We start from the raw sequence: 25,347 nt of genomic DNA on the forward strand, positions 1-25,347 counted from the left end.
TCCGTTGCCAGGCACCGCATACGGGTTTGGAATAAACTGCTAACCGGTTACCCGCTTGATCGTTTAGATTCACAGCGGCCGCATATTTTAGCAAAACTTATCGCCGGAGGCCAATTGCCTGACACTGTTTCTTTGCAGGTGCTGAAAGTTGCCCTGCCTTCTCCACTGCGTCGCCTGTTTGATTACTTACCGGCGAGCCACCCTCCTCCCTGTGGCTGGCAGTTGGGGCTTCGTGTGCGCGTGCCGTTTGGCCGGCGCGAAGTGGTAGGCGTGATTGTCGAGCTAGCCGATACCAGTGAGCTACCGCGCAGCCAGCTACGAGCGGTTAGCGAAGCGCTGGATGACGCGCCGCTTCCCGATGACTGGCTGTGGCTGTGCCGATTTGCTGCACGCTACTACCAGCACAGTTTGGGCGATACGCTGCAACACGCAATGCCCGCCAGGCTGCGCCAGGGCCACCCGATGGCCGGGCGCACGCAAACGCTTTGGCTTGCCAATATGCAAACGCAACCGGCGTTAAGTCGTGCCCCCAAACAGGCCGAGCTTTACGCCCTCCTCAGCCAGCATCCCCACGGCTTGCCCACCCGCGCCGTCAGCGCGCATGGTTTTACTCGCGATCAATTGCTAGCACTGACCAAAAAAGGCCTGGCCACCCAGCAGGAAATTGTTCTGACCGCCCCCGAGCCGCCTAGTGGCAATCTGCTTGCGACACCCGCCCTACCGCTTAATCGCGAACAGGCGGCGACGCTGGCTGCCCTGCATGAAAAGCTGGATGGCTATCACCCGTGCCTGCTTGAAGGGGTGACCGGCAGCGGTAAAACCGAAATTTATCTACAGCTCATTGAGTCAGTGGCGGCTAAAGGCAAGCAGTCGCTGGTGTTAGTGCCCGAAATCGGCCTGACGCCGCAAACCCTGGCACGCTTTAGAAGCCGCTTTCGGGTACCGGTAGTTGCCCTGCATTCAGGGCTAACCGACCCGGAACGTTTAGACGTTTGGGAGGCCGCAGCAAGCGGCCGTGCCTTGGTTATTATCGGCACGCGTTCGGCGATTTTCACCCCGCTTGCCAACCCGGGGGCGATTATTGTCGATGAAGAGCACGACGGCTCTTATAAGCAGCACGGCGGGCTGCGCTACCATGCTCGGGATCTTGCCGTGGCACGCGCACACTATCACGGCATCCCGCTGCTCCTGGGCAGCGCCACACCATCGCTTGAAAGCTTGCAGCAGGCGCTTTCCGGTAGCTATCGCCACTTGCGCCTTACTCAGCGCCCCAGCCGCCACCAGCCCGCCAAGCTGGAGCTGATTGACTTACGCCATCAGCGGCGTCAGGGAGGGCTATTACCCAATGCGATCAAAGCGATTAAAAGCACGCTGAGCGCGGGCAAGCAGGTGCTGATCTTTATCAACCGGCGCGGCTTTGCGCCCACGCTTGCCTGTCACGCCTGCGGCTGGATGGCGGAGTGTGGCCAATGCGATTCACGCATGACGCTGCACCGTCAACCGCCGCTACTCGCCTGCCATCATTGCGATAGCCGCCGTGCCTTGCCAGACGCCTGCCCAGAGTGCGGCAGCGGCGACCTGCGCGCCCTGGGAAGCGGCACCGAGCGCACTGAAGAGACGCTCCAAGGGCTTTTCCCCAAGGTGGCCGTTCACCGCATTGACCGCGACAGCACGCGCAAAAAAGACAGCTTCGAGCAGATACTCAAAGAGATTCATCGCGGCGAACCCTGCCTGCTGGTGGGTACCCAAATGCTCGCCAAAGGGCACCATCTGCCTCACGTCACCTTAGTGGTGGTGGTGAATGCCGATGGCGGCCTTTATGCCGCTGATTTTCGAGCGCTGGAGCATAGCGCGCAGCTACTTGAGCAGGTGGCCGGCCGTGCCGGTCGGGCGGCTGACCCGGGCCGGGTGCTGGTACAGACCTTACATCCCGATGATCCGCATCTAGGCCAGCTGGCCGAACACGGCTACGGAGCATTGGCCAGAAACCTTCTGGAAGAACGACGTCTAGCGCAGCTGCCGCCCTTTACCTTTATGGCGTTGTTAAGGGTGGAAAGCCCTCAGGAGGAAGCGGCTCTCACGCTTGCCCAGCAAGCGGGCCAGGCGCTACGTGAATGGCTTAAGACCTCAGGCCTTGCCACTAACTGCCTGGGCCCGGTGCCTGCGCCCATGGAGCGTCGCCAAAACCGTTACCATATCCACCTTATGCTGGCGGCTAACAAGCGTAGCCAGCTGCATACCGCGGCCAGTTGGCTAGTGCAATGGATGGAAGCCAATCGCGAGGCCCGCAAGGTCCGCTGGTCGATTGATATTGACCCGCAAACGCTGGCTTAACTTAAGCTTTTCGCTGCAAAAAAGCCGCCCGCAGGCGCGGGCACTTAAGCATGGATCGCATCAACACCTTTGAAACTGCGCGCCAAATGCTGATAATGACCGCTTTGCTGCTGCACCTAGGCCTGGTTGATACATCTACGTTGATGCACTTATGTTGATGCACTTATGTTGATGCACCTAGTTAAGTGCGCGCCTGCACACGCCGCCACCGACGTTATCCGGATACCCAAATGAAAGACACGATTATTTCTCTGCTCAACGGCGCCGTAGACGCGCTCAAGCTCCAAGGCGTGCTGCCTGATGATCTTCAGCCCACCATCAAAGTCGATCCGACCAAAGATAAGGCCCACGGCGACTACGCCACCAACCTGGCGCTGATGCTGGCCAAACCGGCAGGCAAAAATCCCCGAGAGCTGGCCGAGACACTGATTGCTGCGCTGCCCGAAAGCGACGCTATCCAAAAAACCGAGATCGCCGGGCCTGGATTCATCAACTTTTTTGCCGCCGCCGACGCCGCCGCGCAGATTGTTGCTCAGGTGCTGGATAGCGGCGACGCATTTGGCCGCAGCATGGTTGGTCAGGCGGAAAAAGTGCAGGTCGAGTTTGTATCGGCCAACCCGACGGGCCCTTTGCACGTGGGCCATGGCCGCGGTGCCGCCATTGGCGACTGCCTGTGCCGCCTGCTGGAAGCCACGGGTTATGACGTTACGCGCGAATTTTATTACAACGATGCGGGCGCGCAGATTGCCAACCTGGCCCGCTCGGTACAGGCGCGTGCCAAAAATCTGGGTCCTGATGATGAAAGCTGGCCGGAAGACGGCTATCGCGGCGAATATATTAGCGATGTCGCCAACGACTACCTGGCAGGTAAAACCGTCACCGCTGATGATCGCGAAGTCACCGCCAAGGCGGATGCTGATGACCTGGACGCCATTCAGGAATTTGCCGTTGCCTGGCTACGCCGTGAGCAGGATCTGGACCTCAAAGCCTTTGGCGTCGAGTTTGATGTCTACTTCCTGGAATCCTCGCTCTATCAGGATGGCAAGGTGAACGAAGCGGTTGAAAAGCTTGTCGCTAACGGCCACACCTATGAAGACGACGGCGCCATGTGGCTGCGCACCACCGACTTTGGTGATGACAAAGACCGCGTGATGCGTAAGCGCGAAGGCGGCTATACCTACTTCCTGCCTGACGTGGCCTACCACCTGGATAAATGGCAGCGCGGTTTCACTACCGTGATTAACGAACAGGGGGCCGATCACCACTCGACCGTTACCAGGGTGCGTGCCGGCCTGCAGGCGTTAGAAGTAGGCATTCCCAAGGGCTGGCCCGATTACGTGCTGCACCAGATGGTCATGGTGACGCGCTCAGGCGTTGAGGTAAAACTCTCCAAACGGGCCGGCAGCTACGTCACGGTACGTGATTTGATCGACGAAGTCGGCCGCGATGCCACGCGTTTTTTCCTGGCTGCACGCCGCGCCGACTCGCAGCTCACTTTCGACATTGACCTGGCGCGCTCGCAGTCCAACGACAACCCGGTGTACTACATCCAATACGCCCATGCCCGGGTATGCAGCATGCTGCGCAAAACTGAGGCGGCAGATCAACCGTTTGATCATACGCAGGCCATGGCCAACCTGGCCCTGCTGGATAGCGACCAGGAGAAGGCCGTGCTTAACCGCTTGGCCCGCTACCCAGAGGTTGTTCAAACCGCCGCCCGAAACCGTGAACCGCAGCAAGTGGCTCAGTACCTGCTGGATCTAGCGGGTGATTTCCACACCTGCTACAACGCGGTTAAAGTCATGGTCGAGGACGATACGTTACGCAACGTTCGCCTGGCGCTGGGCCTGGCAACCCGGCAGGTGCTGCGCAATGGTCTGGATCTGATGGGCGTCAGCGCCCCAGAGGAGATGTAAACCATGGCCAGCCCGCGCAAAAAGCCCTCTCGCCGTGGCGCTACGTCACAGCGCAAGGCCGCCCGCACCTCAGGCAGTTCGGGCGGAGGTTTTCGTCTCCCCGGCTGGCTGTGGGGTCTTGCTGGCATGGCGGCAGGCTTCTTTCTGGCTCAACACCAGCACGGCACAGCACCCTGGCAGGACAAGCCCAGCGACCAGCCCCAGGCAACGGTGCTCTCCAAGCCAGAAAGCCCAGAGCGGGCCGCCGCACGCGAGACGGAAACTCAACCGTCGATGCCGACGTTTGAGTTTTATACGCTGCTGCCGGAAACCGAGGTTATTGCCCCAGGCGTTACGCTGCCCTCCAACGTGACCCGGCCTGAAGTCGCCGAACAGCCCGCAGAAAGCACCACGAGCGACACGTCAGCCGCGGGCGACGATCCTATAGCTCAGGTCATTGCCGCCAATACGCGGCCGGATGAGCAGGCAAGTACCGTACAGCAGCAGCCTGCGCCGACCAATACCAGTGCGGCAAAACGCTACGTGCTGCAAGCCGCCTCGTTTCGTGAGTTAAGCGATGCCGAGCAGCTGCGTGGCCGGTTGCGTAACCTGAGTTTGCTTGCCCAAATCAGCGAGGTGCAGGCCGATGGCAATACGTGGCACCGTGTCCAGGTAGGGCCGTATGACGACACGCGCGAATTGAACCGCGCCCAGGATCTAATGACCACGCAAGGCATCGAGCCCCTGCTGATTCAGCTGCAAAACTAACGAAACCCACAGGTGTTATTCCGCGGGCGGTTGATTTTTTATCAGCCGCCCGCATTTTATTGTCCATCGTCTTTGTTAGCGGTCGCTCTATCATCCGTTAAGCGGCCGGTCAGTTATCGGGAGCACGCCTCCCCCAAGGAGTTATCTCCATGACCACTATCGTATCCGTACGTCGCGGTAATCAGGTTGCCCTGGCAGGCGACGGCCAAGTATCGCTTGGCAATACCGTGATGAAAGGCAACGCCAGCAAGGTGCGTCGCCTCTATCGTGGCAAAGTGCTCGCCGGTTTTGCAGGCGGCACGGCCGATGCGTTCACGCTGTTTGAGCGTTTTGAAGCTCAGCTTGAGAAGTATCAAGGTCACCTTACCAAGGCAGCCGTTGAGCTGGCAAAGGACTGGCGTACCGACCGCGCCCTGCGTCGGCTGGAAGCGCTGCTTGCCGTTGCCGACCATAGCGCCTCGCTGATCATCACCGGCAATGGCGATGTGGTCGAGCCTGAGCGCGGCATTATCGCGATTGGTTCGGGCGGTAACTTTGCCCAGGCAAGTGCCCGTGCACTTCTCGAAAACACCGAACTTTCAGCGCGGGAAATCACCGAGAAATCGCTGCAAATCGCTGGTGACATCTGTGTATTCACCAACCATCACGTGACGCTCGAAGAGCTAAATATCAACGAACGTTGAGGCTGCCTTAATGACTCAGATGACACCCCGCGAAATCGTCCACGCGCTTGATCAATACATTATCGGCCAGCAGGATGCTAAGCGTGCCGTGGCCATTGCGCTGCGCAACCGCTGGCGCCGCATGCAGCTTGACGACGACTTGCGCCCCGAAGTTACCCCGAAAAACATTTTGATGATCGGCCCCACGGGCGTGGGTAAAACTGAAATTGCCCGCCGTCTGGCCAAGCTTGCCCGCGCGCCGTTTATTAAAGTCGAAGCCACCAAGTTCACTGAAGTGGGCTATGTCGGCCGCGATGTTGAATCGATCATCCGTGATCTGATGGAAGCGGCCATTAAAATGGTTCGTGAACACGCTAAAGAAGAAGTTGGCCACCGCGCGGAAGACGCCGCCGAAGACCGCGTGCTGGATGCGCTGCTGCCGCCACCGCGTGGCCAGGAAGACAAGCCCCGCGAAGATAGCAGCACGCGCCAGTCGTTCCGTAAAAAGCTGCGCGAAGGCCAGCTGAACGACAAAGAGATCGATATCGAAGTGTCGTCTCAGGGCCAGGGCGTCGACATCATGACCCCGCCGGGCATGGAAGAGATGACCAACCAGCTGCAGAGCCTATTCTCCAGTATGGGCCAGCAGAAGCGCGAACAGCGCCGGGTAACGGTTAAAGAAGCCCTGGTACTACTGCGTGATGAAGAGGCGGGCAAGCTGGTCAACGAAGATGAGATCAAGGCGCGCGCCGTTGAATCCGTCGAGCAGCACGGCATCGTGTTCCTGGATGAGATCGACAAGGTTGCCAAGGGTAGCGGGCAGTCAAGCGGTGGCGAAGTCTCCCGTGAAGGCGTGCAGCGCGACCTGCTGCCACTGATCGAAGGCTCCACCGTGTCGACCAAGTACGGCATGGTGAAAACCGATCATATTCTGTTTATTGCCTCGGGCGCCTTCCACCTGTCGCGCCCCTCCGATTTGATCCCGGAGCTTCAGGGCCGCCTGCCGATCCGCGTTGAGCTTGACGCGCTGACGCCTGGCGACTTTAAGCGCATTCTTACCGAGCCGTCTGCATCGCTCACCCGTCAGTACCAAGCGCTGCTCGCGACCGAAGGCCTGGATATTGAGTTCACCCCTGACGGTATTGCGCGTATTGCTGAGATTTCCTGGCAGGTTAACGAAGGCACCGAAAATATCGGCGCTCGCCGCTTGCATACGGTGATGGAGCGTCTGCTTGAAGAGGCCTCGTTTAGAGGTGGCGATATGGATAGCCCGCTGGTGATTGACGCCGACTACGTTAATGCCCAGTTAGGCGAACTCGCCGTTGACGAAGATCTGTCGCGCTATATTCTGTAAAATTAGTTTTTTTTTAAATTACAGAGAATCTAAGTGCAGCTGAGGCCGCCACTTTGTTTTACGCTAAATACGGCGCTAATCCAGGGTAGGCGGCTTTATTAATACGTGAAGAGGTCAACCGATGAGCGCTCCTGTCCCCAGCAAGGTTCACTACCATAAAAGTGCGCGTGAGCTTGAACTTGGCTACGCCAGTGGCGAAAACTACCGGCTGCCGGTAGAGCTTTTACGGGTCTATTCGCCCTCGGCTGAAGTGCGCGGCCACGGCGGCGATACGGCGGTACTCCAGGTAGGCAAAAAGCACGTCGGGCTACAGAACATTACCCAGGCGGGCCACTACGCCTTAAAGCTTTATTTTGACGATGGCCACAGCAGCGGTCTGTTTAGCTGGGACTATCTATATGAGCTGGCCACGCACCAGCAGGCATACTGGGATAACTATATACAGCGGCTTGAAGAAGCCGGGGCGTCCCGCGAGCCTTCTGGCATTCATTTCAAGGAACTATAACGCTTGGCGCCCGGTCAGGCGCAGACAAATTGGGGTAGACAAGGCTACAATATCGTCATCCTTTTAACACGGCGACCACCTTGGTCGATTGTTACCGCCTCGAACTCGGGAGCTACAGCCCCATGAGCCCCACGGAAAAGCGCACCACCGATTTTGGTTATCAAGAAGTCCCGGTCGACGAGAAAGCATCGCGTGTGGCAGATGTCTTCCACTCTGTCGCCGCCCGTTACGATGTGATGAACGATTTAATGTCGATGGGCATTCACCGCGTCTGGAAGCGTTTCACCATTGAGCGTGCAGGCGTCCGGCCTGGCCATCACGTATTGGATATTGCTGGCGGCACCGGCGATTTAACCCTTAAGTTCTCGCGCATTGTAGGCCCTCGCGGCAAAGTGGTACTCGCGGACATCAATGCTTCCATGTTGAAAGTGGGCCGCGACAAGCTGATGGATAACGGCGTGGGCGGCAATGTCGAGTATGTTCAGGCAAATGCCGAGTGCTTGCCGTTCCCTGATAACAGTTTTGACTGCATTACCATCGCGTTTGGTTTGCGTAACGTCACGGATAAAGACGCTGCGCTGCGCTCCATGGCTCGGGTACTGAAACCAGGCGGCCGCTTGCTGGTGCTGGAATTCTCCAAGCCCAACAACCCGCTGCTCTCCAAAGCCTATGACGAGTACTCCTTCCGCCTGCTGCCCAAAATGGGTGAGCTTGTCGCGGGTGACGGTGAAAGCTACCGTTATCTGGCCGAGTCGATTCGTATGCACCCGGGTCAGGAAACCTTGAAAGCCATGATGGAGGCGGCGGGCCTTGAGCGGGTGGAATACACCAACCTGACGGGCGGTATTGTCGCTTTGCACCGCGGCATTAAGCTATGACATTACCCTACACAATCGCGTCACCAATGATGAGGTCAGCATGCTGGTAACCCCGACCCTGGTGCTGGCCGGATGTGAACGCATGCTGAACGCCCTGCTTGCCCGCGACCCAGCGGCTCCAGCCCGCTTGGCGGCGCTGGCGGGCAGCCGTCTGTTAGTGCGTCTGGAAAAACCCCATCTTCAGTTGGTGCTGCATTACCATTCAGCAGGTATCGACTTGCTGCGTGGCGACGACGTCGAGGAAACCGAGGTGGATGCCGTTGTAGAGCTAACCCCGGAAACATTCTCGGAATGGATCAGCGGCGCGTCGATCGAACGGCTTATGTTTGACGGCAAACTTGCCGTGCGTGGCCGCATTCATCTGCTGGAAGCCACCCGCGAGCTGCTGTTTGACCTGGATATTGATTGGGAAGGCGAGCTTGCCCGCTGGCTGGGCGACATGCCTGCCCACTCTCTGGCCGAGGGCGTACGTCGCCTGTCTCGCTGGGGCCTGCGCGCCAAGGATGAGCTGCTTCAGGATGTGTCGGAGTACGTTTTTGAAGAGGCACGCCTGCTACCCGGACGTCAACAGCGCGACCTGTTACGCGACCATCTTACTGAGCTTGAAGTGGCCACTGATCGCCTCGAAGCCCGCTTTAATCGGCTACACCGCCGCCTGACGCTTGACGCATCGCACGCCTCGCAGGAGCCGCGTTTATGAGTCTGCGTCTGTTCAAAATTCTCATGGTCGTTGCGCGCCAACGCCTCGACACAATGATTCCCATGGAACGGCTGCCGCTTTGGCTACGCACGCTCATGTGGTTTTCACCACTGCGGCTGTTCCCGGTTGGCAAACGCACGCGCGGCGAGCGTTTACGTTTGGCACTGGAAGCACTGGGCCCCATTTTCATTAAATTTGGGCAAATGCTTTCCACACGCCGCGACCTGTTGCCTGAGGATATTGCAGACGAACTCCGTCGCTTGCAGGACCAGGTCCCGCCCTTCCCAGGCGAACTTGCCGCGGCCCGGGTCGAAAAAGAGCTGGAGATGTCGCTGATAGAGGCCTTCGCCGAATTCGAGCAGGCCCCTCTCGCTTCGGCATCGATTGCGCAGGTGCACGCCGCCAAGCTGCATAGCGGCGAAGAGGTCGTAGTTAAGATCATTCGCCCCGGCATTGATCGCATCATGCGCCAGGATATGGCGCTGATGTATCAAGTTGCCAAGCTGTTCGCCAAAGTGCCTGAAGCGCGCAGGCTACGCCCGGTCGAAGTTATCCGCGACTATGAAGCGACGCTGTTCGACGAGCTGGACCTTTATAAGGAAGCGGCCAACACCTCGCAGCTCAAGCGTAACTTTAAAGATTCGCCGCTGCTGTTCGTGCCAACCATCTATTGGCCCTTCACACGCCGCCATGTGATGGTGCAAGAGCGCATCCGTGGTGTTCCCGTTGCTGATCTGGATACCCTGATCAAACGGGGCGTGAATCTGAAAAAGCTTGCCGAACGCGGTGTTGAACTCTTTTTCACCCAGGTGTTTCGCGACAACTTCTTTCATGCCGATATGCACCCGGGTAATATTTTTGTAAATTGCGATAATCCCGAAGATCCGCAATATATTGCGATCGACTGCGGCATCGTGGGCAGTCTGACGCGCGAAGATCAGGATTATCTGGCGCGCAACCTGCTGGCGTTTTTCCATCAGGACTATTACGAAGTGGCGGCGCTGCATATCGAATCGGGCTGGGTAGGCGAAAACACCCGGGCGAATGAGTTCGCCGCCGCTATACGTACCGTGTGCGAGCCGATTCTTGAAAAGCCATTAAAAGATATCTCGTTTGGCCAAGTGCTGCTGGGGCTTTTCCAGACCGCACGGCGCTTTAATATGGAAGTCCAACCGCAGCTAGTACTGCTGCAAAAAACGCTGCTCAATATCGAAGGCCTTGGCCGCCAGCTCTACCCTGAGCTTGATCTGTGGAGCACCGCCAAGCCGTATCTTGAACAGTGGATGAAAGAGCGCGCCGGGATCGGTGGGCTTTGGGAGTCGCTCAAGCGCCAAGCGCCAGAGCTTTCTCATCAGTTGCCTGAGCTGCCCGTGCTGGCACACCAGGCGCTTACGCGAATGGAAATCGAGCACCGTCAGCGCCATCAGCAAGTTGCCGCAATTCATCATATGCAGAGCCACATGGCTCGTCAGGGAAAACGCCATCATCGCTTGCGTATCGGGCTTTTGCTGGTGGCTATTGCACTAGCCTGGCAGCCGCTTAGCAGTTGGGCAGCCACTCAGGATTGGCCGATTCTTGGCGCCGCCGCGCTTGGCTTACTACTACTATTATGGCAATAGCCCGTTATGCCAATAGCAAGGTTAAGGACGGCCAGGCATCCAACCGGTAATGATGCTGTCCACTGCTTTAAGGAGACTCATGAACACCCCCTCAACGCCTAATCACGCCCCCGTCCTCGACGCCCTCGCTGAGGTGTTGAAGCAGCGACGCAGTGCTTCTCCCGAGAATTCTTACGTTGCGTCCTTGCATCACAAGGGTTTGAACAAGATACTCGAAAAAGTGGGTGAAGAAACTACCGAAACGCTGCTGGCAGCCAAAGACGCCGAGCACGGCAGTGAAGCGCAGCGTCAGGCGCTTGTCGCCGAGACTGCGGATCTTTGGTTTCACAGCCTGGTCATGCTGTCGCACCTGGGGCTTGACCATCAGGATGTTTTAAACGAGTTGGCAAGGCGCTTTGACATTTCCGGTCACGATGAAAAAGCCGCCCGCAAGCCATCATAAACAACACGCATTTGAATTAATGAGGATACGCATATGTTAGGTGGCATTAGTATTTGGCAGCTGCTTATTGTTTTAGGCATCATCATCTTAATCTTCGGCACCAAGAAATTGCGTAACGTGGGCACCGACCTGGGCGGCGCCATCAAAGGCTTCAAAAAAGCCGTGCATGAGGAAGATAAAGACGACGAGAAGAAAGATGCCGAGCCTTCCCATGCCAAGGTGGCCCACGAAGAGCCGGGCAACACCTATGACGTTCAGGCCGAAAAAGAGCGTGCGGCACGTAACGAAGAGCGCAAATAAACCATGCTGGATATCGGTTTTCTTGAACTGATGCTTGTCGGTGTCGTTGCCCTGTTAGTGCTTGGTCCTGAGCGCCTCCCTCGGGCGGCGCGCACGACAGGCCTATGGATCGGCAAAATTAAGCGCACGGTATCCGGTATGCAGCGCGAAATCAGCGCGCAGCTTGAAGCGGAAGAGCTTCGCCAAACGCTTAATGAACAGCAAAAAACTATTAACGATAGTTTGAGGAAAGCCAAAAAAGACGTCGAGAGTATTGTCGATAAGCCTTCTTCTGGCGCCTCAAAGCCTATGACGCCATCCCAGCCTGAAACCGAGCGACGCGTCGCACAAGCAAGCTCTCATTTGGATGACGCTCTGCAGGAAGTCAATGAAACAGCACCAGACGCCTCTGCGTCAGATGCTTCTTCAGAGCCCTCAAAGGCGACCACTCAAAAGGACAGCAATCACCCATGAGTACCCCTGGCGACGCTCGGGAGCCCCAGAACGATCAGCACCAAGCCCCTTTGATTGAGCATTTAATCGAGCTTCGCATGCGTCTGGTGCGCGCGGTGGTGGTTATACTGGTGGTCTTTTTAGGCCTCTACGCTTTTGCTAACGATATTTATAGCTTTGTGGCGGAGCCACTTATGGCGTTACTGCCGCCGGGTTCGCAGATGATTGCCACCGAAGTGGCGTCACCATTTCTGGCGCCCTTTAAGCTGACCCTGGTAGTCGCAGTTTTTATCGCGATCCCATTTGTACTTCACCAGGCTTGGGCGTTCATAGCGCCTGGACTTTATGATAACGAAAAGGCCCTGGCCATACCGATTCTGGTATCTAGTATCGGGCTTTTTTATGCGGGCGCGGCCTTTGCCTACTACGTGGTGTTTCCACTGCTGTTTGCGTTTTTTACCCAGACAGGGCCGGAAAACGTTACGGTAATGACCGACATTAATCAGTACCTTAACTTTGTACTGAAACTCTTTTTTGCCTTTGGCGTGGCGTTTGAAATTCCCATTGCGACGTTTTTGTTAATTTTATCCGGCGCGGCAAGCGTGCAAAGCCTTTCTCAAAAACGGCCGTATATCTTTTTAGGCTGCTTTGTTATCGGCATGCTGCTGACTCCACCGGATGTGGTGTCGCAAAGCCTGCTCGCCCTGCCTATGTACCTGCTTTATGAAGTTGGTCTGCTGTTTGGTCGCCTGGTGCGCAAACGGCGCGACGAGCAACAGGCGGCAGAAGAGCAAGAGCTTTAAGTTTTACGCTGCAGAGACAAGCAAAAGGTCATGTAAAAAGCCTCTGCCATCATCGATGGCAGAGGCTTTTGCTTAGATATCCATAACAGATGCTGGTTAATCCATCATTTCATCAATACGATCCACCAGCTTAAAAATACCCGTTGCAGCTTCGCTAATGCGGGTAGCAAGCATATAGGCAGGCGTGGTGACCACGCGGTGTTCAAGGTCTACGACGATATCGTCCACTGCGCAACTGCGGTGCAGGCCGCCCATGGCGCTGATCGCCCCCGATACGCTCGGGTCATGGCCCACGGTTACCGCGATACCGTCGCCCAACAGCCGTGGCACAAGCGCGGGAGCAATACACATCAGGCCAATCGGCTTCGCGTCTTCCCGAAAACCTGCCAGCGCCTCTTTAAAGGCTTCCAGCACCTGCATGTTGTCGCCTTCACTGGCAAAGTCAGATAAGTTTTTTGCGACGCCAAAACCACCCGGTACGATGACAGCATCAAACTCATCGGCCTTTAGCTCAGTCAGAGGCTGAATATCACCTCGCGTTAAACGTGCCGATTCCTGAAGCACATTGCGTTTCTCGCCCGCCACTTCCTCCTGGGTAAGATGATTCACCACATGATGCTGCTCTATATCCGGCGCAAAGCAGCGATAACCAATGCCCAACTGATCCAAGCGCAGCAGCGTTAAGGTGGTTTCATAAATTTCAGAACCATCAAAAACACCGCAGCCCGCCAATACCACCGCTACCTGTTTAGTCATGCCTATCTCCTTATTGCAGGCTTACCTATCGCCATCTGGCAAGCAATCGCTAACTTTAGTCAGTCTTAACCAGGGCCACAAGGCGGCTTTCGCCGTAAGACATGCCTGATATACTCAACCCAAGCCTACGGGTATTGATTTACGATCCTTCACGGAGATAACCTTTGAGCACATTGAGCCCCCGTCAATTTCCTGGCACCCGCCTGCGCCGCATGCGTCGCGACGACTTTTCCCGCCGCTTGATGCAGGAATCCACGTTAACGTCCGCTGATTTAATTTTACCGGTGTTTGTTTTAGAAGGTGAAAATCAGCGCGAGGCAGTGGCCTCGATGCCTGGCGTTGAACGCTTGTCGATTGATTTACTGATTGAGCAAGCCAAGGAAGCATTCGCTCTGGGCATACCTGCGCTGGCGCTATTTCCCGTCGTGGGCACCGAGCAGAAAAGTGAGTTTGCCGAAGAAGCCTATAATGCCAATGGCTTGGTTCAGCGCAGCGTGCGTGCCCTCAAAGAGGCGCTACCTGAGCTGGGCATTATTACCGATGTCGCCCTTGATCCTTATACCATTCATGGCCAGGACGGCATTTTAGACGAACAAGGCTATGTTCTGAATGATCGTACGGTAGAGACACTGCTCAAACAGGCGCTTTCTCATGCCGAAGCCGGGGCTGACGTAGTGGCGCCTTCAGACATGATGGATGGCCGCATTGGCGCTATTCGCCAAGTGCTGGAGCAGGAGCTTCTGCATAATGTTCGCATTATGGCCTATAGCGCTAAGTACGCCTCCAAATACTATGGCCCTTTCCGCGACGCGGTCGGCTCGGCTGCCAATCTGGGTAAGGCTGACAAGCGCACCTATCAGATGGACCCGGCCAATAGTGACGAGGCGTTACACGAAGTGGCCATGGATATCAGCGAAGGTGCCGACATGGTGATGGTCAAACCCGGCATGCCTTATCTGGATATAGTGCAACGGGTTAAAACCGAGCTTAAAGTGCCCACCTTTGCCTATCAGGTAAGCGGCGAATACGCCATGCACCGCGCTGCGTTTGATAACGGCTGGCTGGAGGCCGAGCCGGTTATATTAGAATCGCTCATGTGCTTTAAGCGTGCCGGAGCGGACGGCATTTTGACCTACTTTGCGCTTGAAGCAGCTCGCCTGTTGCAGAACCAGCGTTAGAGATCCATGCTTAAGATGACAGATATATGACATCTATCTGTCATCTTTCTCCCGCATACTGCTTTAAATGATAGGTATCGCGCTATGCTAGCTTGAAGCCATTAATGCAGGGGAGCCATTATGGACGATCACGTTTCACCATCCACGACGCTATTACTCAACGAGTTACCGAACGTCGAAAGTGATGGTTCGCCGCTACGCGTTAATCGTACCCCCAACGGCGTGCATGCCAGAGAAGCCCTGAGTGAAACTGATTTAGACGACCCCCAGCTCTACTTTAATCGTGAATTGTCCCACCTTCAGTTTAATATCCGCGTCTTGGAACAAGCATTAGACGATGCGCACCCACTGCTTAATCGGCTGATGTTCCTGCTTATCTTCTCTTCCAACATGGATGAGTTTTTTGAAATTCGCGTGGCTGGCTTAAAACATCAAATGGCGCTGGGCGACGATACGACGGCGGCTGATGGGCGCCTGCCCAAAGCGGTGCTTGCGGAAATTTCAGAAATTGCCCATAAGCAAATCGCCCGCCAGTATCAGATTCTTAACGACACCCTGCTACCCGCACTTGAAAACCAGGGTCTGCGCTTTCGTCGTCGTGACCAGTGGACCGACGAACAAAAGCACTGGGTGCATGAGATGTTTAATAACGAGATCATGCCGGTCATCAGCCCGATTGGCCTTGACCCTTCGCACCCTTTCCCCCGGCTGGTGAACAAAAGCCTTAACTTTATTGTTGAGCTGGAAGGCAAAGACGCCTTTGGTCGGGCAGGCGGTATGGCCATTCTCCCGGCACCGCGCTCGCTCCCCAGGCTAATGGCCCTACCCAAGGAGCTGTGTGCCGAAGGTTTCTCTGAGTATATTTTCCTGTCATCCATGATTCACGCCCACGCTGAGGAGCTGTTCCCGGGCATGCGCGTACGCGGCTGCTATCAGTTTAGGCTGACCCGCAACGCCGACATGACTGTTGATCCGGAAGAGGTATCTGACTTGGCATCTGCGCTGCGCGGTGAGCTCTTGGCACGCCGCTATGGGCGAGGCGTGCGTTTGGAAGTCGCCGATAACTGCCCCGATGACCTTATCAACTTTTTACTGCGCCAGTTCGAGCTAGACCAAGACGATTTATACCGCGTTCAAGGGCCGGTGAACCTCACCCGCATGATGTCGGTGCTTGGGGATGTCGATCGTCCTGAGCTTGTTTATCGCCCCTATACGGCAAGCGTTCCCAAGACGCTGAAAGCGGGCAGCCTGTTTGAGGCAATCGCTAAAAACGATGTTTTGCTGCATCATCCGTTCCAGTCGTTCTCCCCGATTGAGGAGCTGCTGCGTGAGGCGGCCCGCGACCCCGATGTTCTGGCCATCAAACAGACGCTTTACCGCACCGGTGCTGAATCGTCTATCGTAAGTGCGCTTGTCGATGCGGCCAGTCAAGGCAAGGAAGTTACCGTAGTGATCGAGCTGCGCGCGCGCTTTGACGAAGCCGACAACCTGCAGCTGGCATCACGCCTGCAAGAAGCCGGGGCTATCGTGATTTACGGCATCATGGCGTATAAAACCCACGCCAAAATGCTGCATATCGTGCGTCGCGAAAAGGGTGAACTGCGCCACTACGCGCACCTGGGCACGGGCAACTATCACTCTAAAACCGCCAAACTTTATACTGATTACAGCCTACTGACCGCCAATAAAGCGCTGTGTGCCGACGTGCATAAAGTCTTTCAGCAGCTCTCGGGAATGGGCCGGGCGCGCAAAATTGATACGCTCTTGCATGCTCCCTTTACCCTGCATGAGCGCTTGGTCGAAATGATTGACCGCGAAGCCCAGCTGGCGCTTAAGGGCAAACGTGGACATATCATTATCAAGTGCAACTCACTGACCGAGCCTAAGCTGATCAAGGCGCTTTATCGTGCCTCCCAGGCAGGTGTTGAGTGCGATTTAATCATTCGCGGCATGTGCTGCTTAAAGCCTAATTTGCCAGGCATTTCTGAAAATATCCGCGTTCGCTCGATTATTGGCCGTTTTTTAGAGCACACCCGGGTATTTTACTTCCATAACGAAGGAAAGTCGGAAATCTGGTGTTCAAGCGCTGACTTTATGTCGCGCAATATGTTTCACCGGGTTGAAACCTGCTTCCCGCTGCTGGATAAAAAGCTCGCCACCCGAGTGCGTAAAGACTTGGAAACCTACCTGGTCGATAACTGCCAGAGCTGGCTACTGCAAAGCGATGGCAGCTACCGTTTACAAGATCCTGGCAATGGCGATGCCATTAGCGCCCAGGAAACGCTGCTTTATGCCTACGCATCAAAAAGCTAGCTATTAAGGCTAAATATTAAAGCTAGGCAGCAAAGCTAGCCGCTAAAACTTGTCGTTAAAAATTGTCGTTAACCCTTTTAGGCGCCGCTGCTGATCAAGTAGCGGGGCTTTTTCTCTGCGTTACTTTTTCTCTGAGTTACCTTGATAAATTCAAGATGTTAACCCGTGCGTGCCTACCTCCTCTCCTTCAGGCATCCTTCAAGTAAGTATTCAACGCGTTAACGGTCGGCTGGTCACCGATACGCACATAGCCGAGAATATGAGAAACTGTCATGATGAAACCTTTTAACGTGAATAATTTCACGCAGCCTGACCAAGGCCCAACGATGAATCCAACCGACGTTTTAATAAACAACGTAAAAGTTGACCACCATGATTGAGCTGCGCCATTTACGTACCTTACTCGCCCTACGTGAAACGGGCTCATTGGTTGAGGCGGCTGAACGCGTCCATCTTACTCAGTCAGCCCTTTCGCATCAGTTAAAAGACCTGGAAGGCCGGGTTAATAGCCCCCTATTTGTGCGCAAAACGCGTCCCGTCGAGTTTACCCGTGCGGGTTTACGGCTACTAACCCTAGCCGACCAGATACTACCCGAAGTGCGTAAAGCCGAGCGTGATGTAGCGCGACTGGCGGGAACCGAGCAGGGTCGGCTGCATATGGCAATCGAATGCCATAGCTGCTTTCAGTGGCTGATGCCGACCGTAGATTACTTTCGCGACCACTGGCCGGAAGTCGAAATTGATATTCCCAGCGGCCACCACTTTGACCCGCTGCCGGCTCTGGCCCGCGAGCAGCTGGATTTAGTCATAACTGCCGACCCGCAGCCGCTAGATGGCGTTCACTATGCGCCCTTGTTTCGATACGAAGGGTTACTTGCAGTGGCACGCCAGCACGACTACGCCGACCGAGCCTTTATTGAGCCACAGGCACTGGCCAACCAAACGCTGATTACCTATCCCGTTGAGCAGGCCCGCCTGGATGTATTTAGCCAGTTTCTAGACCCGGCCAATGTGCGTCCTCAGGAGATCCGCACGGCTGAGCTAACCATTATGATGATGCAGCTGGTAGCTAGTGGGCGTGGCGTATGTGCACTGCCTAACTGGGCGCTGACGGAATATCTGGAGCGGGATTACGTCAAGGCCGTCAAGCTGGGGGAGCAAGGTATCTGGAGTACGTTGTACGCCGCCGTTCGCGAAGAGACGCTTGAGGCTCCCTGGATGCAAGATTTTCTGCGTACCGCCCGGGAAACATCGTTTGCCGTGCTTTCAGGCATTAAGCCAGCGACTCACGACGAGGAACCAGCAACGTAAAGCGAGCGCCGCCGAGCGTGGGGCTAGTGTCGACGGTAACGCTGCCCCCATGGCCTGCCATAATTTTCTGCACGATGGAAAGCCCCAAACCGTAGCCCCCCAGGCTTCGCGCACGGCTATCGTCCAAACGAGTAAACGGTTTAAATATATCAGTGCGAGCCTCTGCGGGTATTCCAGGGCCATCATCCTCGACATCAATACGCACTAGCTGTGCTTCGCTCCAGAGCCGAATGGTGATGTGTTTTTTTCCATAGCGACAGGCGTTGCTCACCAGGTTCTGCAGTGCCCGCTGTAAATAGCGCGGTTCGGCCAAAAGCTCAATATCCGCACCGTCGGTCAATTCAATGGTTAGCCCTTCATGTAGCGGCGCCAACGTATCGATCACTCGCTCGGCCATGGCGCGGCAGTCTACCAGCGCCATCTCAAGCTCAGCGCCATTCACCGTTTCGCCCCCTAAACGCGCATAGGTAAGAATTTCATCAACGAGCTCATCAAGCTCTGCAATATCGGCATCAATACCCTGTAACTGACGTCTAATCGCGGGCTGGTCGGTCATATCCTCCACCATCTGCACGGCAAACCGAATACGTGCCACCGGTGTGCGTAATTCGTGGGAAACGGCGCGGATCATCTCTTGCTGGCCACGCAGCAGAGTTTGCACCTGGCTTGCCATACCGTTAAAGGCCATGCCCAAACGACCCAAGGAATCGTCACTTTCCACTTTCACACGGGTCTCAAGCCTGCCGCTAGCAATGCGGGTAGCGGCAAGCTCCAGGCGCGCCATTCTCGTCTCGATACGACGCATAATCAGATAGATAATGAGGCACAACACGGCCATGGCACCGAGTAACAGCGGTAGCTGTAAATTCATCGGTAGCGTATCGCCGCGCGTAATAGGCCCAGCCAACAGCCACGAGCTTGAATTAGGCAATTGATAAAGCAGGCTAATGGAGAGCTTTTCAGAGGATAACAGGGTCAGTACGTTACCCAATGCCAGCTGGCCTTGCTGCTTAGGGGTTAAATTATCTGGCAAGGTCTGCAGCAGAGACAGCGGCCAACTGCCGGAGCGTAGTGCTGCCAGGGCAGCTTCATGTTCTTCATACGGCAATGTTGCTAGCCATTCGCCTAACAGCAACATGCTGCCTTGCCACTGGCGCTCGCTCCAAACGGGCAAGGACGCTTCCAGCAGCCATTCATCACCAGTGCCTGGCACGCGTTGACGCAGACGCCATGGGTCATCGGTCACCAATACGCTACCGCGCTTAATACGCTTACTGGCAAAGTAGCCAAGCTTCACTTCGTCAATACGCCGCAGGGTAAGCTGCATACCGAGGTGCTCGGTAAAACGGCTCAGCAGCAAGCTGCGCTCATCCTCGCTAACCTCGCCAAGCTGGTGGGTCATTAACGACATGGGCAGTGCCACAAGCTGTTCGCGATAATCTTCTCGGCGCACTTGTTCAATAAATGAACGACCGCCCAGTGCGATTAGCAATACGACACATAGCGCCAGGCCCAGCAGTATATAAAATTTAAAAAACGAGCTATGGCTAAACAACTGGCGCATAAAACGTGCCCTTTATATTAGCTATCCTTCACAAAAAGATAGCCTTTGCTGCGTACCGTTTTTATGCGGTGTGGCTGGTTAGGGTCATCGCCCACTTTAGGCCGGATACGCGATACACGCACATCAATAGAACGGTCCTGCCCATCGTATTTAATACCGCGTAAATCGTTAAATATCTCTTCGCGGGTTAATACCCGGCCTGCATTACGCGCTAACAGCCACAGAAGATCAAATTCAGCGCTGGTCAGGTCAATACGCTCACCGCCCAGCCACGCTTCACGCGTCGCATTGTCAATCTCCAGATTATCAAAGCGTAGGCGCATTTCACCATTGGGCGCTGGGCCATCTGCGCGGCGCAGCAACGCGCGCATGCGGGCAAGCAGTACGCGTGGCTGTACGGGCTTGGGCACATAGTCGTCAGCCCCCATTTCTAATCCGAGAATCTGATCAAGGTCATCGGTGCGCGCCGTCAGCATCATGATGGGGCCTGCAAAATTTGGTCGCACACGACGACAAATCGACAAGCCATCCTCACCCGGCAGCATCAGATCCAAAATGACCAAATCGGGCTGTAGGGTAAGAATGCGGTCCATTCCCTTCGCCCCATCGGCCTCTAGAGTAACCTGAAAGCCATTAGCTTCCAGATAATCCCGAGTGAGTTCTGCCAAACGCTTGTCATCTTCAATGATCAGAATATGATCCTGATCAGGATATTCAGGCATTACGGTTTCTTGTGACCCAAGCGCCTGAAATTGCTCTTCTAAGTGGTTTACCATCTTATCCATCACTCCGCTTAGGCAGTTTATAATCCATTCGCTTACCCGCTATCGCATTGGCGACCGTCATCTACTTATAGAATACCTTAAAACCCAGGAAGCACCCGCCCTTAACGTTACATGCTATTAGTTATGCTCAGTCGCTCTTTGCCTCGCTTGATTCTTCCAACACGGAGGACTAATGTAACAAAACAAACTGTCGACAGCCTGACAGGAGGAGTGAGCAATGACCGACGACAAAGCGAAAAGCGTTATCAAGCGTGTTTATGTCCCAACCCAGGTGCGTGACTTGCCCAACGGGGAAAAACTAAAAATCCCCGGTCACTATAAAGCACCCCCAAGTCGGGAAAAATAGCGTTCAAAATTGCATTTTAATAAAAAAGGCAGGCGCAAGGCCTGCCTTTTTTAATGTAAATTACCGTGTAACAAAGCTTAATGCCGCTAACCTTTGGGCCCAAACAATAGCCATACAATCAAGCCTACCAGAGGAAAGACCAGCAGCCCCAAAATCCACAGCAATTTTGCCAATCCACTTGCGGAACTTTTGGCGACTTTGACAATGGCCCAAACCAAAATAATGAGCCAAATTAACCCTAATAATCCACCGACTTCGATACCCATAGCAACTCCTTAGCCTGTTGGCGTCCATGAGCTTTTAGCTAAGCACATCAACGCCATATACACAAGCATCGGTTACGAATCGGGCAGACTCAAGACCATCTCACCGCTACGTATTTCAATATTCAAAAGGTGCAAAAAGCTCATCCCCAACAGCACCGTATCGTGTTCCATCCCCGGGCTAATAGAACCCGGCACATTGCTGATCTTGATCCCACCCAGCATGACTTCATCCAACTGTGTAAGATTCCCCTGTACTCGACCATTGGCGGTATTGAACCAAGCCGTGCGCCCCCGGTTAAGTCCTAACTGCGCCGCCAATTCATCTGAAACGGCTACATAGGTTGCGCCAGTATCGAGTAAAAAGGTCACCGGCTCACCGTTAATCTCGCCAGGCGCTTCAAAATGCCCGGAGCGGTTACGCTTTAAGGTAACGGGGCCACCCTCAGACAAGGTCTGCGCAATATGCGCATTAGGGTTGAGTATTTGCTCCATCCCCCCATCAAGCCACCACGTCCCCAACCCGATTAACAGTACCCAGAAAAGCAGCATCATCACGATGCCGCCACGCTGTCTTGTTTGCATGAGCAGCCCCCTCGCTTTCGTTTCGACGTTTAAGCGTTTTCCCAAGCGATAGCGGCGTCACGCCCTCGGCGCTCGTTAACCTTCGCACAAATCAGCATCGCTATAACAAACAGGCCAACACATAAAAGAATAGACGCCTGCAGGCCAATAATAGTTTGCAGCACCCCCAGCATCACGATCCCCAAAACGCCCGCTAATTTATTAGCCAGCCCCCAGAAACCAAAAAACTCGGCCGATTTTTCAAGTGGTGAAAACACGCCCACCAAGGCCCGGCTCGCCGATTGGCTGGAACCCAGGCTAAGACCCGCCAAACAGCCCACGGCCAGAAACACGTGCTGGGCTTGCCACTGCCAGCCAAAGCGCGCATTTAACCAGGCGGTAATTTCAGGCGTTGCCCAAATAGCAATAATCGCCACCACCCACAGCCCCAGCGTCATTTGATAAGTATGCTTGGCGCCTAAACGATCTTGAAGCCAGCCAAATCCTAATGCCCCTGCGGCTGCCGTTACCTGAACGATGATAAACATGATATTACGTATATTTTCATCCCAACCGATTACCTGGGCACCATAAATAAACGCAAAAGCAATAATGATGTATACCCCCGCCATAGAGAACAGCAGCGAGATCAAAAACACCGTTAAGTCTTTAAAATAGCGCAATTCTCGCATGGTGGAGCGGACGCGTTGGTGTGCAATGCGCCAATACGCAACGCCCGAAGGCTGCGGTGTACCGCGCTCTTTTAGCCATAAAAACGTGGGGATAGCGGTAATCAGAAAAAAGCCTGCGGCAAAGGGGCCGACCCAGCGTATGCGCTCAAAGTTATCTGCCGTTGCCTCACCTAACACCACCAAGGTAAAACCTGCCGCAAACAGCCCGCCAATATACCCAAGCGACCAGCCAAACCCTGAAATTTTACCCAGCTTTTCAGGTGGGCCAAGCTCGGGTAAAAAAGCGGCAATAAAGGATTCACCCATGGAGTAAGCGTAGTTGGAGAGCACTATCAGGATAAGTCCCATCACCACATAGCCCGGCTCCACAAAGTAGAGCATTGCGGTAGTGGCTACCGTAGCCAAATAGCTAAACAGTAAAAAGCGCTTTTTTTCAGCCCGGTAATCCATCACCGCCCCACATAGCGGGGCTGTTACCACTACCATCAGATAGCTGATCGCAAGCGCCAGACTCCATAGAAAATTGGCCAGCCGAAACCCATCGCCCCGGTCACCTACGATCACGGTGGTAAACAGCTCGCCAAACACGACCGTAATAATCAGCAGGGTGTACGCCTGGTTCGCAAAATCAAACATCGCCCAACCGAAAATTTCGCGGCGTGAGGCATAAGAAGCATCGCCCTTAACAGGCTTATTTAGCACCATGAGGAGTTCTCTTAAGAGGTCAAAAAGAGACGACGAAAGCAAACGCCCGGCGTATATAGCCGGGCGCTTTCTTCAGCGTTACAACAGGTTGGCCTACAAAAGCCAATGTGCCAACACGGCAGATAAACCGATCACCAACGCCGTTACCACAGCGACCGTTACTACCCGATCCAGCCAGCGGTCTAACCAACGGTCAACCGAGACCTTCTTGGACTGGCGCCGCGTAGCGCCGTGCCGTCCTTGCCGAGCCATCAGCATCCTCGCTCCATGTGTCTGCTCCTGAAGGCCTAATTACGTTCATCTAACTATTAATGCGCCGATTAATAACGTTAGGAGCACGGCGTAGCCGCTCCTCTTCACCCATCTGCTCAGCCTCAAAGGCATCAGCACCTACGGGCGTTTCGCCGTGACGACGATAAAGCTGCGTCAGCATGGCCTTACGATCAGCACGCAGCTCACGCACCAGCACAATAACCATCATATACAGAATAAAGGTAAACGGTAGTGCCGAAAGTACCGCCGCCGATTGAAGCCCTGAAAGGCCGCCTGCCACAATCAGTGTTAAGCAAATAGCGGCGATCAATACACCCCAGATAATGCGCTTATAAAGCGGAGGATTAATCGAGCCATTATCGGTCATTTGCGCCACGATATACGAGGCCGAGTCCGCCGATGTCACCAGAAAAATGAAGATAAGCATCATGGCAACCACAGACAGCACGCCGGAAAATGGCATCAGGTCAAACATCGCAAATAGCGCTACCGTAATATTGTCCTGAGTAGCAGCCGCCAACCCAATATCATCTCCATTAAGCTCCATGTTAAGCGCCGCGCCACCAAACACTCCAATCCACAGGCAGGCCAGCAGCGGCGGCACTAACAGTACGCCGAACACATACTCTTTAATGGTGCGTCCACGTGATACACGAGCAATGAATGTGCCGACAAACGGTGACCAGGCAATTACCCAGGCCCAATAGAAAATCGTCCAGCTACTCGCCCACTCATTTTCACTGTAGGGCGAAATACGCAGGCTCATACCGATGAAATTCTGCAGATAATCGCCAATGCCTAAAGTAATGGTTTCCAGAATGGCAATCGTAGGGCCGGTCACCAGCACATAGAGCATCAATCCAATACATAGCGCCATGTTTAGATTTGAAAGGCGCTTAATGCCTTTATCAAGCCCTGACCAGGTCGATGCCATATACGCACAGAACATCACAAATAAAATAATAAATTGCCAAAACCCGTTTTCAGGCAGGCCAAAGACGGCATTCAAACCGCCATTCATTTGTAATACCCCAAGACCTAGCGAGGTTGCCACCCCCATGACGGTGGCGACCACGGCGAAGACATCCAGCCACGCGGCATAAGGGCGTAACCGAGGCTTTTTTGCCGTTACTGATGAAAGCACCGACGATACAAGCCCCGCCTGGCCTTTACGAAACTGAAAGTAAGCGATGATTAAGCCAACGACTGAAAACGCGGCCCACTGGTGAATGCCCCAGTTAAAATAGCTGTATTGAATCGCGTAGCGTGCTGCCGCTTGCGTTTCAGCGGTCACATCGCCGTAAGGCGGCTCTATATAGTGCGTCATGGGCTCAGCCATGCCATAAAACACTAGTCCCACGCCAAATCCAGCGGCCAGCAACATGCTGATCCATGAAAAGAAACTATAGTTTGGCGTGCTCTCTTGAGGGCCTAAGCGAACTTTTCCATATTTGCTGAACGCCAAGCCAAATAAAAATACTACAAAGCCAAAAACCGAGAACAGATAAAACCAGCCAAACAGTCGTGTGATCGTACTTAATGCCGCTTCAGCAACACTTGCGAAACCTTCTGGAAAAGTGGCCCCTACCACTACCAAGCCGAAAATGATCACTGTCGATGCAATAAACACCGACTTTCCTCCATGATTTGCCATACCCTCTCCCTTTGAAGCCTTATATCTTAAATTGAACACATACTTGTATAACCCTATCGGCTTAACAACACTTATGTACAGCTTTCGTTTATTTAAGATGCCAATGCTTAATGGCGTTTGGCTATGCAGGTGGCTTAAACCGTGTAGGGCGTAAACCATACCTGCCTAGACATACATGAGAGCGGCCCTGCGCATCCGCTGCACCAAAACGGTGACAGCGTACTCGCGCGCGAGCACTTGCGTACCATTTT

The 25,347-nt window shown here is 54.7% G+C and carries 25 protein-coding genes; 17 read left to right on the top strand and 8 right to left on the bottom strand.

Going from position 1 to position 25,347, the window contains the following annotated elements; genetic code table 11:
* The first annotated feature begins 114 nt into the window (after positions 1-114).
* The 13 genes from INT33_RS07860 (at position 115) to tatC (ending at position 12,692) form a co-directional block, all read left to right on the top strand.
* Entirely contained in the window at positions 115-2,334 is a 2,220-nt protein-coding gene (locus tag INT33_RS07860; protein WP_193091565.1) for a primosomal protein N', read from the top strand.
* A 230-nt stretch (positions 2,335-2,564) separates the two neighbouring features.
* The gene (gene argS / locus INT33_RS07865; protein WP_192538522.1) at positions 2,565-4,250 is read left to right on the top strand and encodes an arginine--tRNA ligase; all 1,686 of its coding nucleotides are present in this window, start codon (positions 2,565-2,567) and stop codon (positions 4,248-4,250) included.
* A gap of 3 nt (positions 4,251-4,253) precedes the next feature.
* Positions 4,254-4,997: an SPOR domain-containing protein gene (locus tag INT33_RS07870; RefSeq protein WP_192538521.1), complete on the top strand. Its 744-nt coding sequence runs from the start codon at positions 4,254-4,256 to the stop codon at positions 4,995-4,997.
* A 149-nt stretch (positions 4,998-5,146) separates the two neighbouring features.
* Entirely contained in the window at positions 5,147-5,680 is a 534-nt protein-coding gene (gene hslV / locus INT33_RS07875) for an ATP-dependent protease subunit HslV (protein ID WP_018918810.1), read from the top strand.
* A gap of 10 nt (positions 5,681-5,690) precedes the next feature.
* A complete protein-coding gene (hslU, locus tag INT33_RS07880) occupies positions 5,691-7,013 on the top strand; it encodes an ATP-dependent protease ATPase subunit HslU (protein WP_192538520.1) in 1,323 nt (440 codons plus the stop codon).
* Positions 7,014-7,134: 121 nt separating this feature from the next.
* Entirely contained in the window at positions 7,135-7,518 is a 384-nt protein-coding gene (locus tag INT33_RS07885; protein WP_193091566.1) for a gamma-butyrobetaine hydroxylase-like domain-containing protein, read from the top strand.
* 122 nt (positions 7,519-7,640) lie between these two features.
* Positions 7,641-8,396 (top strand): bifunctional demethylmenaquinone methyltransferase/2-methoxy-6-polyprenyl-1,4-benzoquinol methylase UbiE, encoded by a 756-nt coding sequence (gene ubiE, locus INT33_RS07890; protein WP_018918813.1) that lies wholly within the window; start codon positions 7,641-7,643, stop codon positions 8,394-8,396.
* 40 nt (positions 8,397-8,436) lie between these two features.
* Complete coding sequence (locus INT33_RS07895; RefSeq protein WP_192538518.1) at positions 8,437-9,096, top strand: ubiquinone biosynthesis accessory factor UbiJ; 660 nt, start codon at positions 8,437-8,439, stop codon at positions 9,094-9,096.
* Positions 9,093-10,715: a ubiquinone biosynthesis regulatory protein kinase UbiB gene (ubiB, locus tag INT33_RS07900; RefSeq protein WP_193091567.1), complete on the top strand. Its 1,623-nt coding sequence runs from the start codon at positions 9,093-9,095 to the stop codon at positions 10,713-10,715. The genes INT33_RS07895 and ubiB overlap by 4 nt, the downstream gene beginning before the upstream one ends.
* Positions 10,716-10,794: 79 nt before the next feature.
* Positions 10,795-11,157, top strand: a complete 363-nt coding sequence (locus INT33_RS07905) for a phosphoribosyl-ATP diphosphatase (RefSeq protein ID WP_193091568.1) — start codon at positions 10,795-10,797, stop codon at positions 11,155-11,157.
* A gap of 33 nt (positions 11,158-11,190) precedes the next feature.
* Complete coding sequence (tatA, locus tag INT33_RS07910) at positions 11,191-11,457, top strand: Sec-independent protein translocase subunit TatA (protein ID WP_192538515.1); 267 nt, start codon at positions 11,191-11,193, stop codon at positions 11,455-11,457.
* A 3-nt stretch (positions 11,458-11,460) separates the two neighbouring features.
* Entirely contained in the window at positions 11,461-11,910 is a 450-nt protein-coding gene (gene tatB / locus INT33_RS07915; RefSeq protein WP_192538514.1) for a Sec-independent protein translocase protein TatB, read from the top strand.
* Positions 11,907-12,692 (top strand): twin-arginine translocase subunit TatC, encoded by a 786-nt coding sequence (tatC, locus tag INT33_RS07920; protein WP_192538513.1) that lies wholly within the window; start codon positions 11,907-11,909, stop codon positions 12,690-12,692. Before tatB ends, tatC begins: the two co-directional genes overlap by 4 nt.
* A gap of 96 nt (positions 12,693-12,788) precedes the next feature.
* Here tatC and elbB read toward each other — a convergent pair whose 3' ends face one another.
* A complete protein-coding gene (elbB, locus tag INT33_RS07925) occupies positions 12,789-13,448 on the bottom strand; it encodes an isoprenoid biosynthesis glyoxalase ElbB (RefSeq protein WP_193091569.1) in 660 nt (219 codons plus the stop codon).
* Between the two features lie 164 nt (positions 13,449-13,612).
* On the opposite strand from elbB, the gene hemB reads away from it, so the two are divergent.
* The 3 genes from hemB to INT33_RS07940 all read left to right on the top strand — a co-directional run bounded on the left by hemB (position 13,613) and on the right by INT33_RS07940 (position 18,250).
* Positions 13,613-14,626, top strand: a complete 1,014-nt coding sequence (gene hemB / locus INT33_RS07930; protein WP_192538511.1) for a porphobilinogen synthase — start codon at positions 13,613-13,615, stop codon at positions 14,624-14,626.
* 120 nt (positions 14,627-14,746) lie between these two features.
* Positions 14,747-16,939, top strand: a complete 2,193-nt coding sequence (gene ppk1, locus INT33_RS07935) for a polyphosphate kinase 1 (RefSeq protein WP_192538510.1) — start codon at positions 14,747-14,749, stop codon at positions 16,937-16,939.
* A 372-nt stretch (positions 16,940-17,311) separates the two neighbouring features.
* On the top strand, positions 17,312-18,250 hold the full coding sequence (locus INT33_RS07940; RefSeq protein ID WP_193091570.1) for a LysR family transcriptional regulator: 939 nt from the start codon (positions 17,312-17,314) through the stop codon (positions 18,248-18,250).
* Here INT33_RS07940 and INT33_RS07945 read toward each other — a convergent pair.
* Both INT33_RS07945 and INT33_RS07950 read right to left on the bottom strand, forming a co-directional pair.
* Positions 18,213-19,814, bottom strand: a complete 1,602-nt coding sequence (locus INT33_RS07945) for an ATP-binding protein (protein WP_192538508.1) — start codon at positions 19,812-19,814, stop codon at positions 18,213-18,215. The genes INT33_RS07940 and INT33_RS07945 overlap by 38 nt on opposite strands.
* A 17-nt stretch (positions 19,815-19,831) precedes the next feature.
* Positions 19,832-20,590: a winged helix-turn-helix domain-containing protein gene (locus INT33_RS07950; protein ID WP_318782763.1), complete on the bottom strand. Its 759-nt coding sequence runs from the start codon at positions 20,588-20,590 to the stop codon at positions 19,832-19,834.
* A 226-nt stretch (positions 20,591-20,816) separates the two neighbouring features.
* Between INT33_RS07950 and INT33_RS21340 the strand changes: the two genes are divergently transcribed.
* A complete protein-coding gene (locus tag INT33_RS21340) occupies positions 20,817-20,945 on the top strand; it encodes a hypothetical protein (protein ID WP_018918827.1) in 129 nt (42 codons plus the stop codon).
* A gap of 86 nt (positions 20,946-21,031) precedes the next feature.
* On the opposite strand, the gene INT33_RS07955 is transcribed toward INT33_RS21340, so the two are convergent.
* The 5 genes from INT33_RS07955 to INT33_RS07975 all read right to left on the bottom strand — a co-directional run bounded on the left by INT33_RS07955 (position 21,032) and on the right by INT33_RS07975 (position 25,096).
* The gene (locus tag INT33_RS07955; protein ID WP_192538507.1) at positions 21,032-21,211 is read right to left on the bottom strand and encodes a PLDc N-terminal domain-containing protein; all 180 of its coding nucleotides are present in this window, start codon (positions 21,209-21,211) and stop codon (positions 21,032-21,034) included.
* Between the two features lie 72 nt (positions 21,212-21,283).
* A complete protein-coding gene (locus tag INT33_RS07960; protein WP_192538506.1) occupies positions 21,284-21,793 on the bottom strand; it encodes a retropepsin-like aspartic protease family protein in 510 nt (169 codons plus the stop codon).
* A gap of 29 nt (positions 21,794-21,822) precedes the next feature.
* Positions 21,823-23,169 (bottom strand): MFS transporter, encoded by a 1,347-nt coding sequence (locus INT33_RS07965; protein WP_192538505.1) that lies wholly within the window; start codon positions 23,167-23,169, stop codon positions 21,823-21,825.
* 93 nt (positions 23,170-23,262) lie between these two features.
* Complete coding sequence (locus INT33_RS07970) at positions 23,263-23,427, bottom strand: hypothetical protein (RefSeq protein WP_192538545.1); 165 nt, start codon at positions 23,425-23,427, stop codon at positions 23,263-23,265.
* 43 nt (positions 23,428-23,470) lie between these two features.
* Positions 23,471-25,096, bottom strand: coding sequence for a BCCT family transporter (locus tag INT33_RS07975; protein WP_193091571.1), 1,626 nt, complete (start codon positions 25,094-25,096; stop codon positions 23,471-23,473).
* Positions 25,097-25,347 lie beyond the last annotated feature (251 nt).

Origin of the sequence: Halomonas colorata, assembly GCF_014897985.1 — a bacterium.
GTDB lineage: Bacteria > Pseudomonadota > Gammaproteobacteria > Pseudomonadales > Halomonadaceae > Vreelandella > Vreelandella colorata.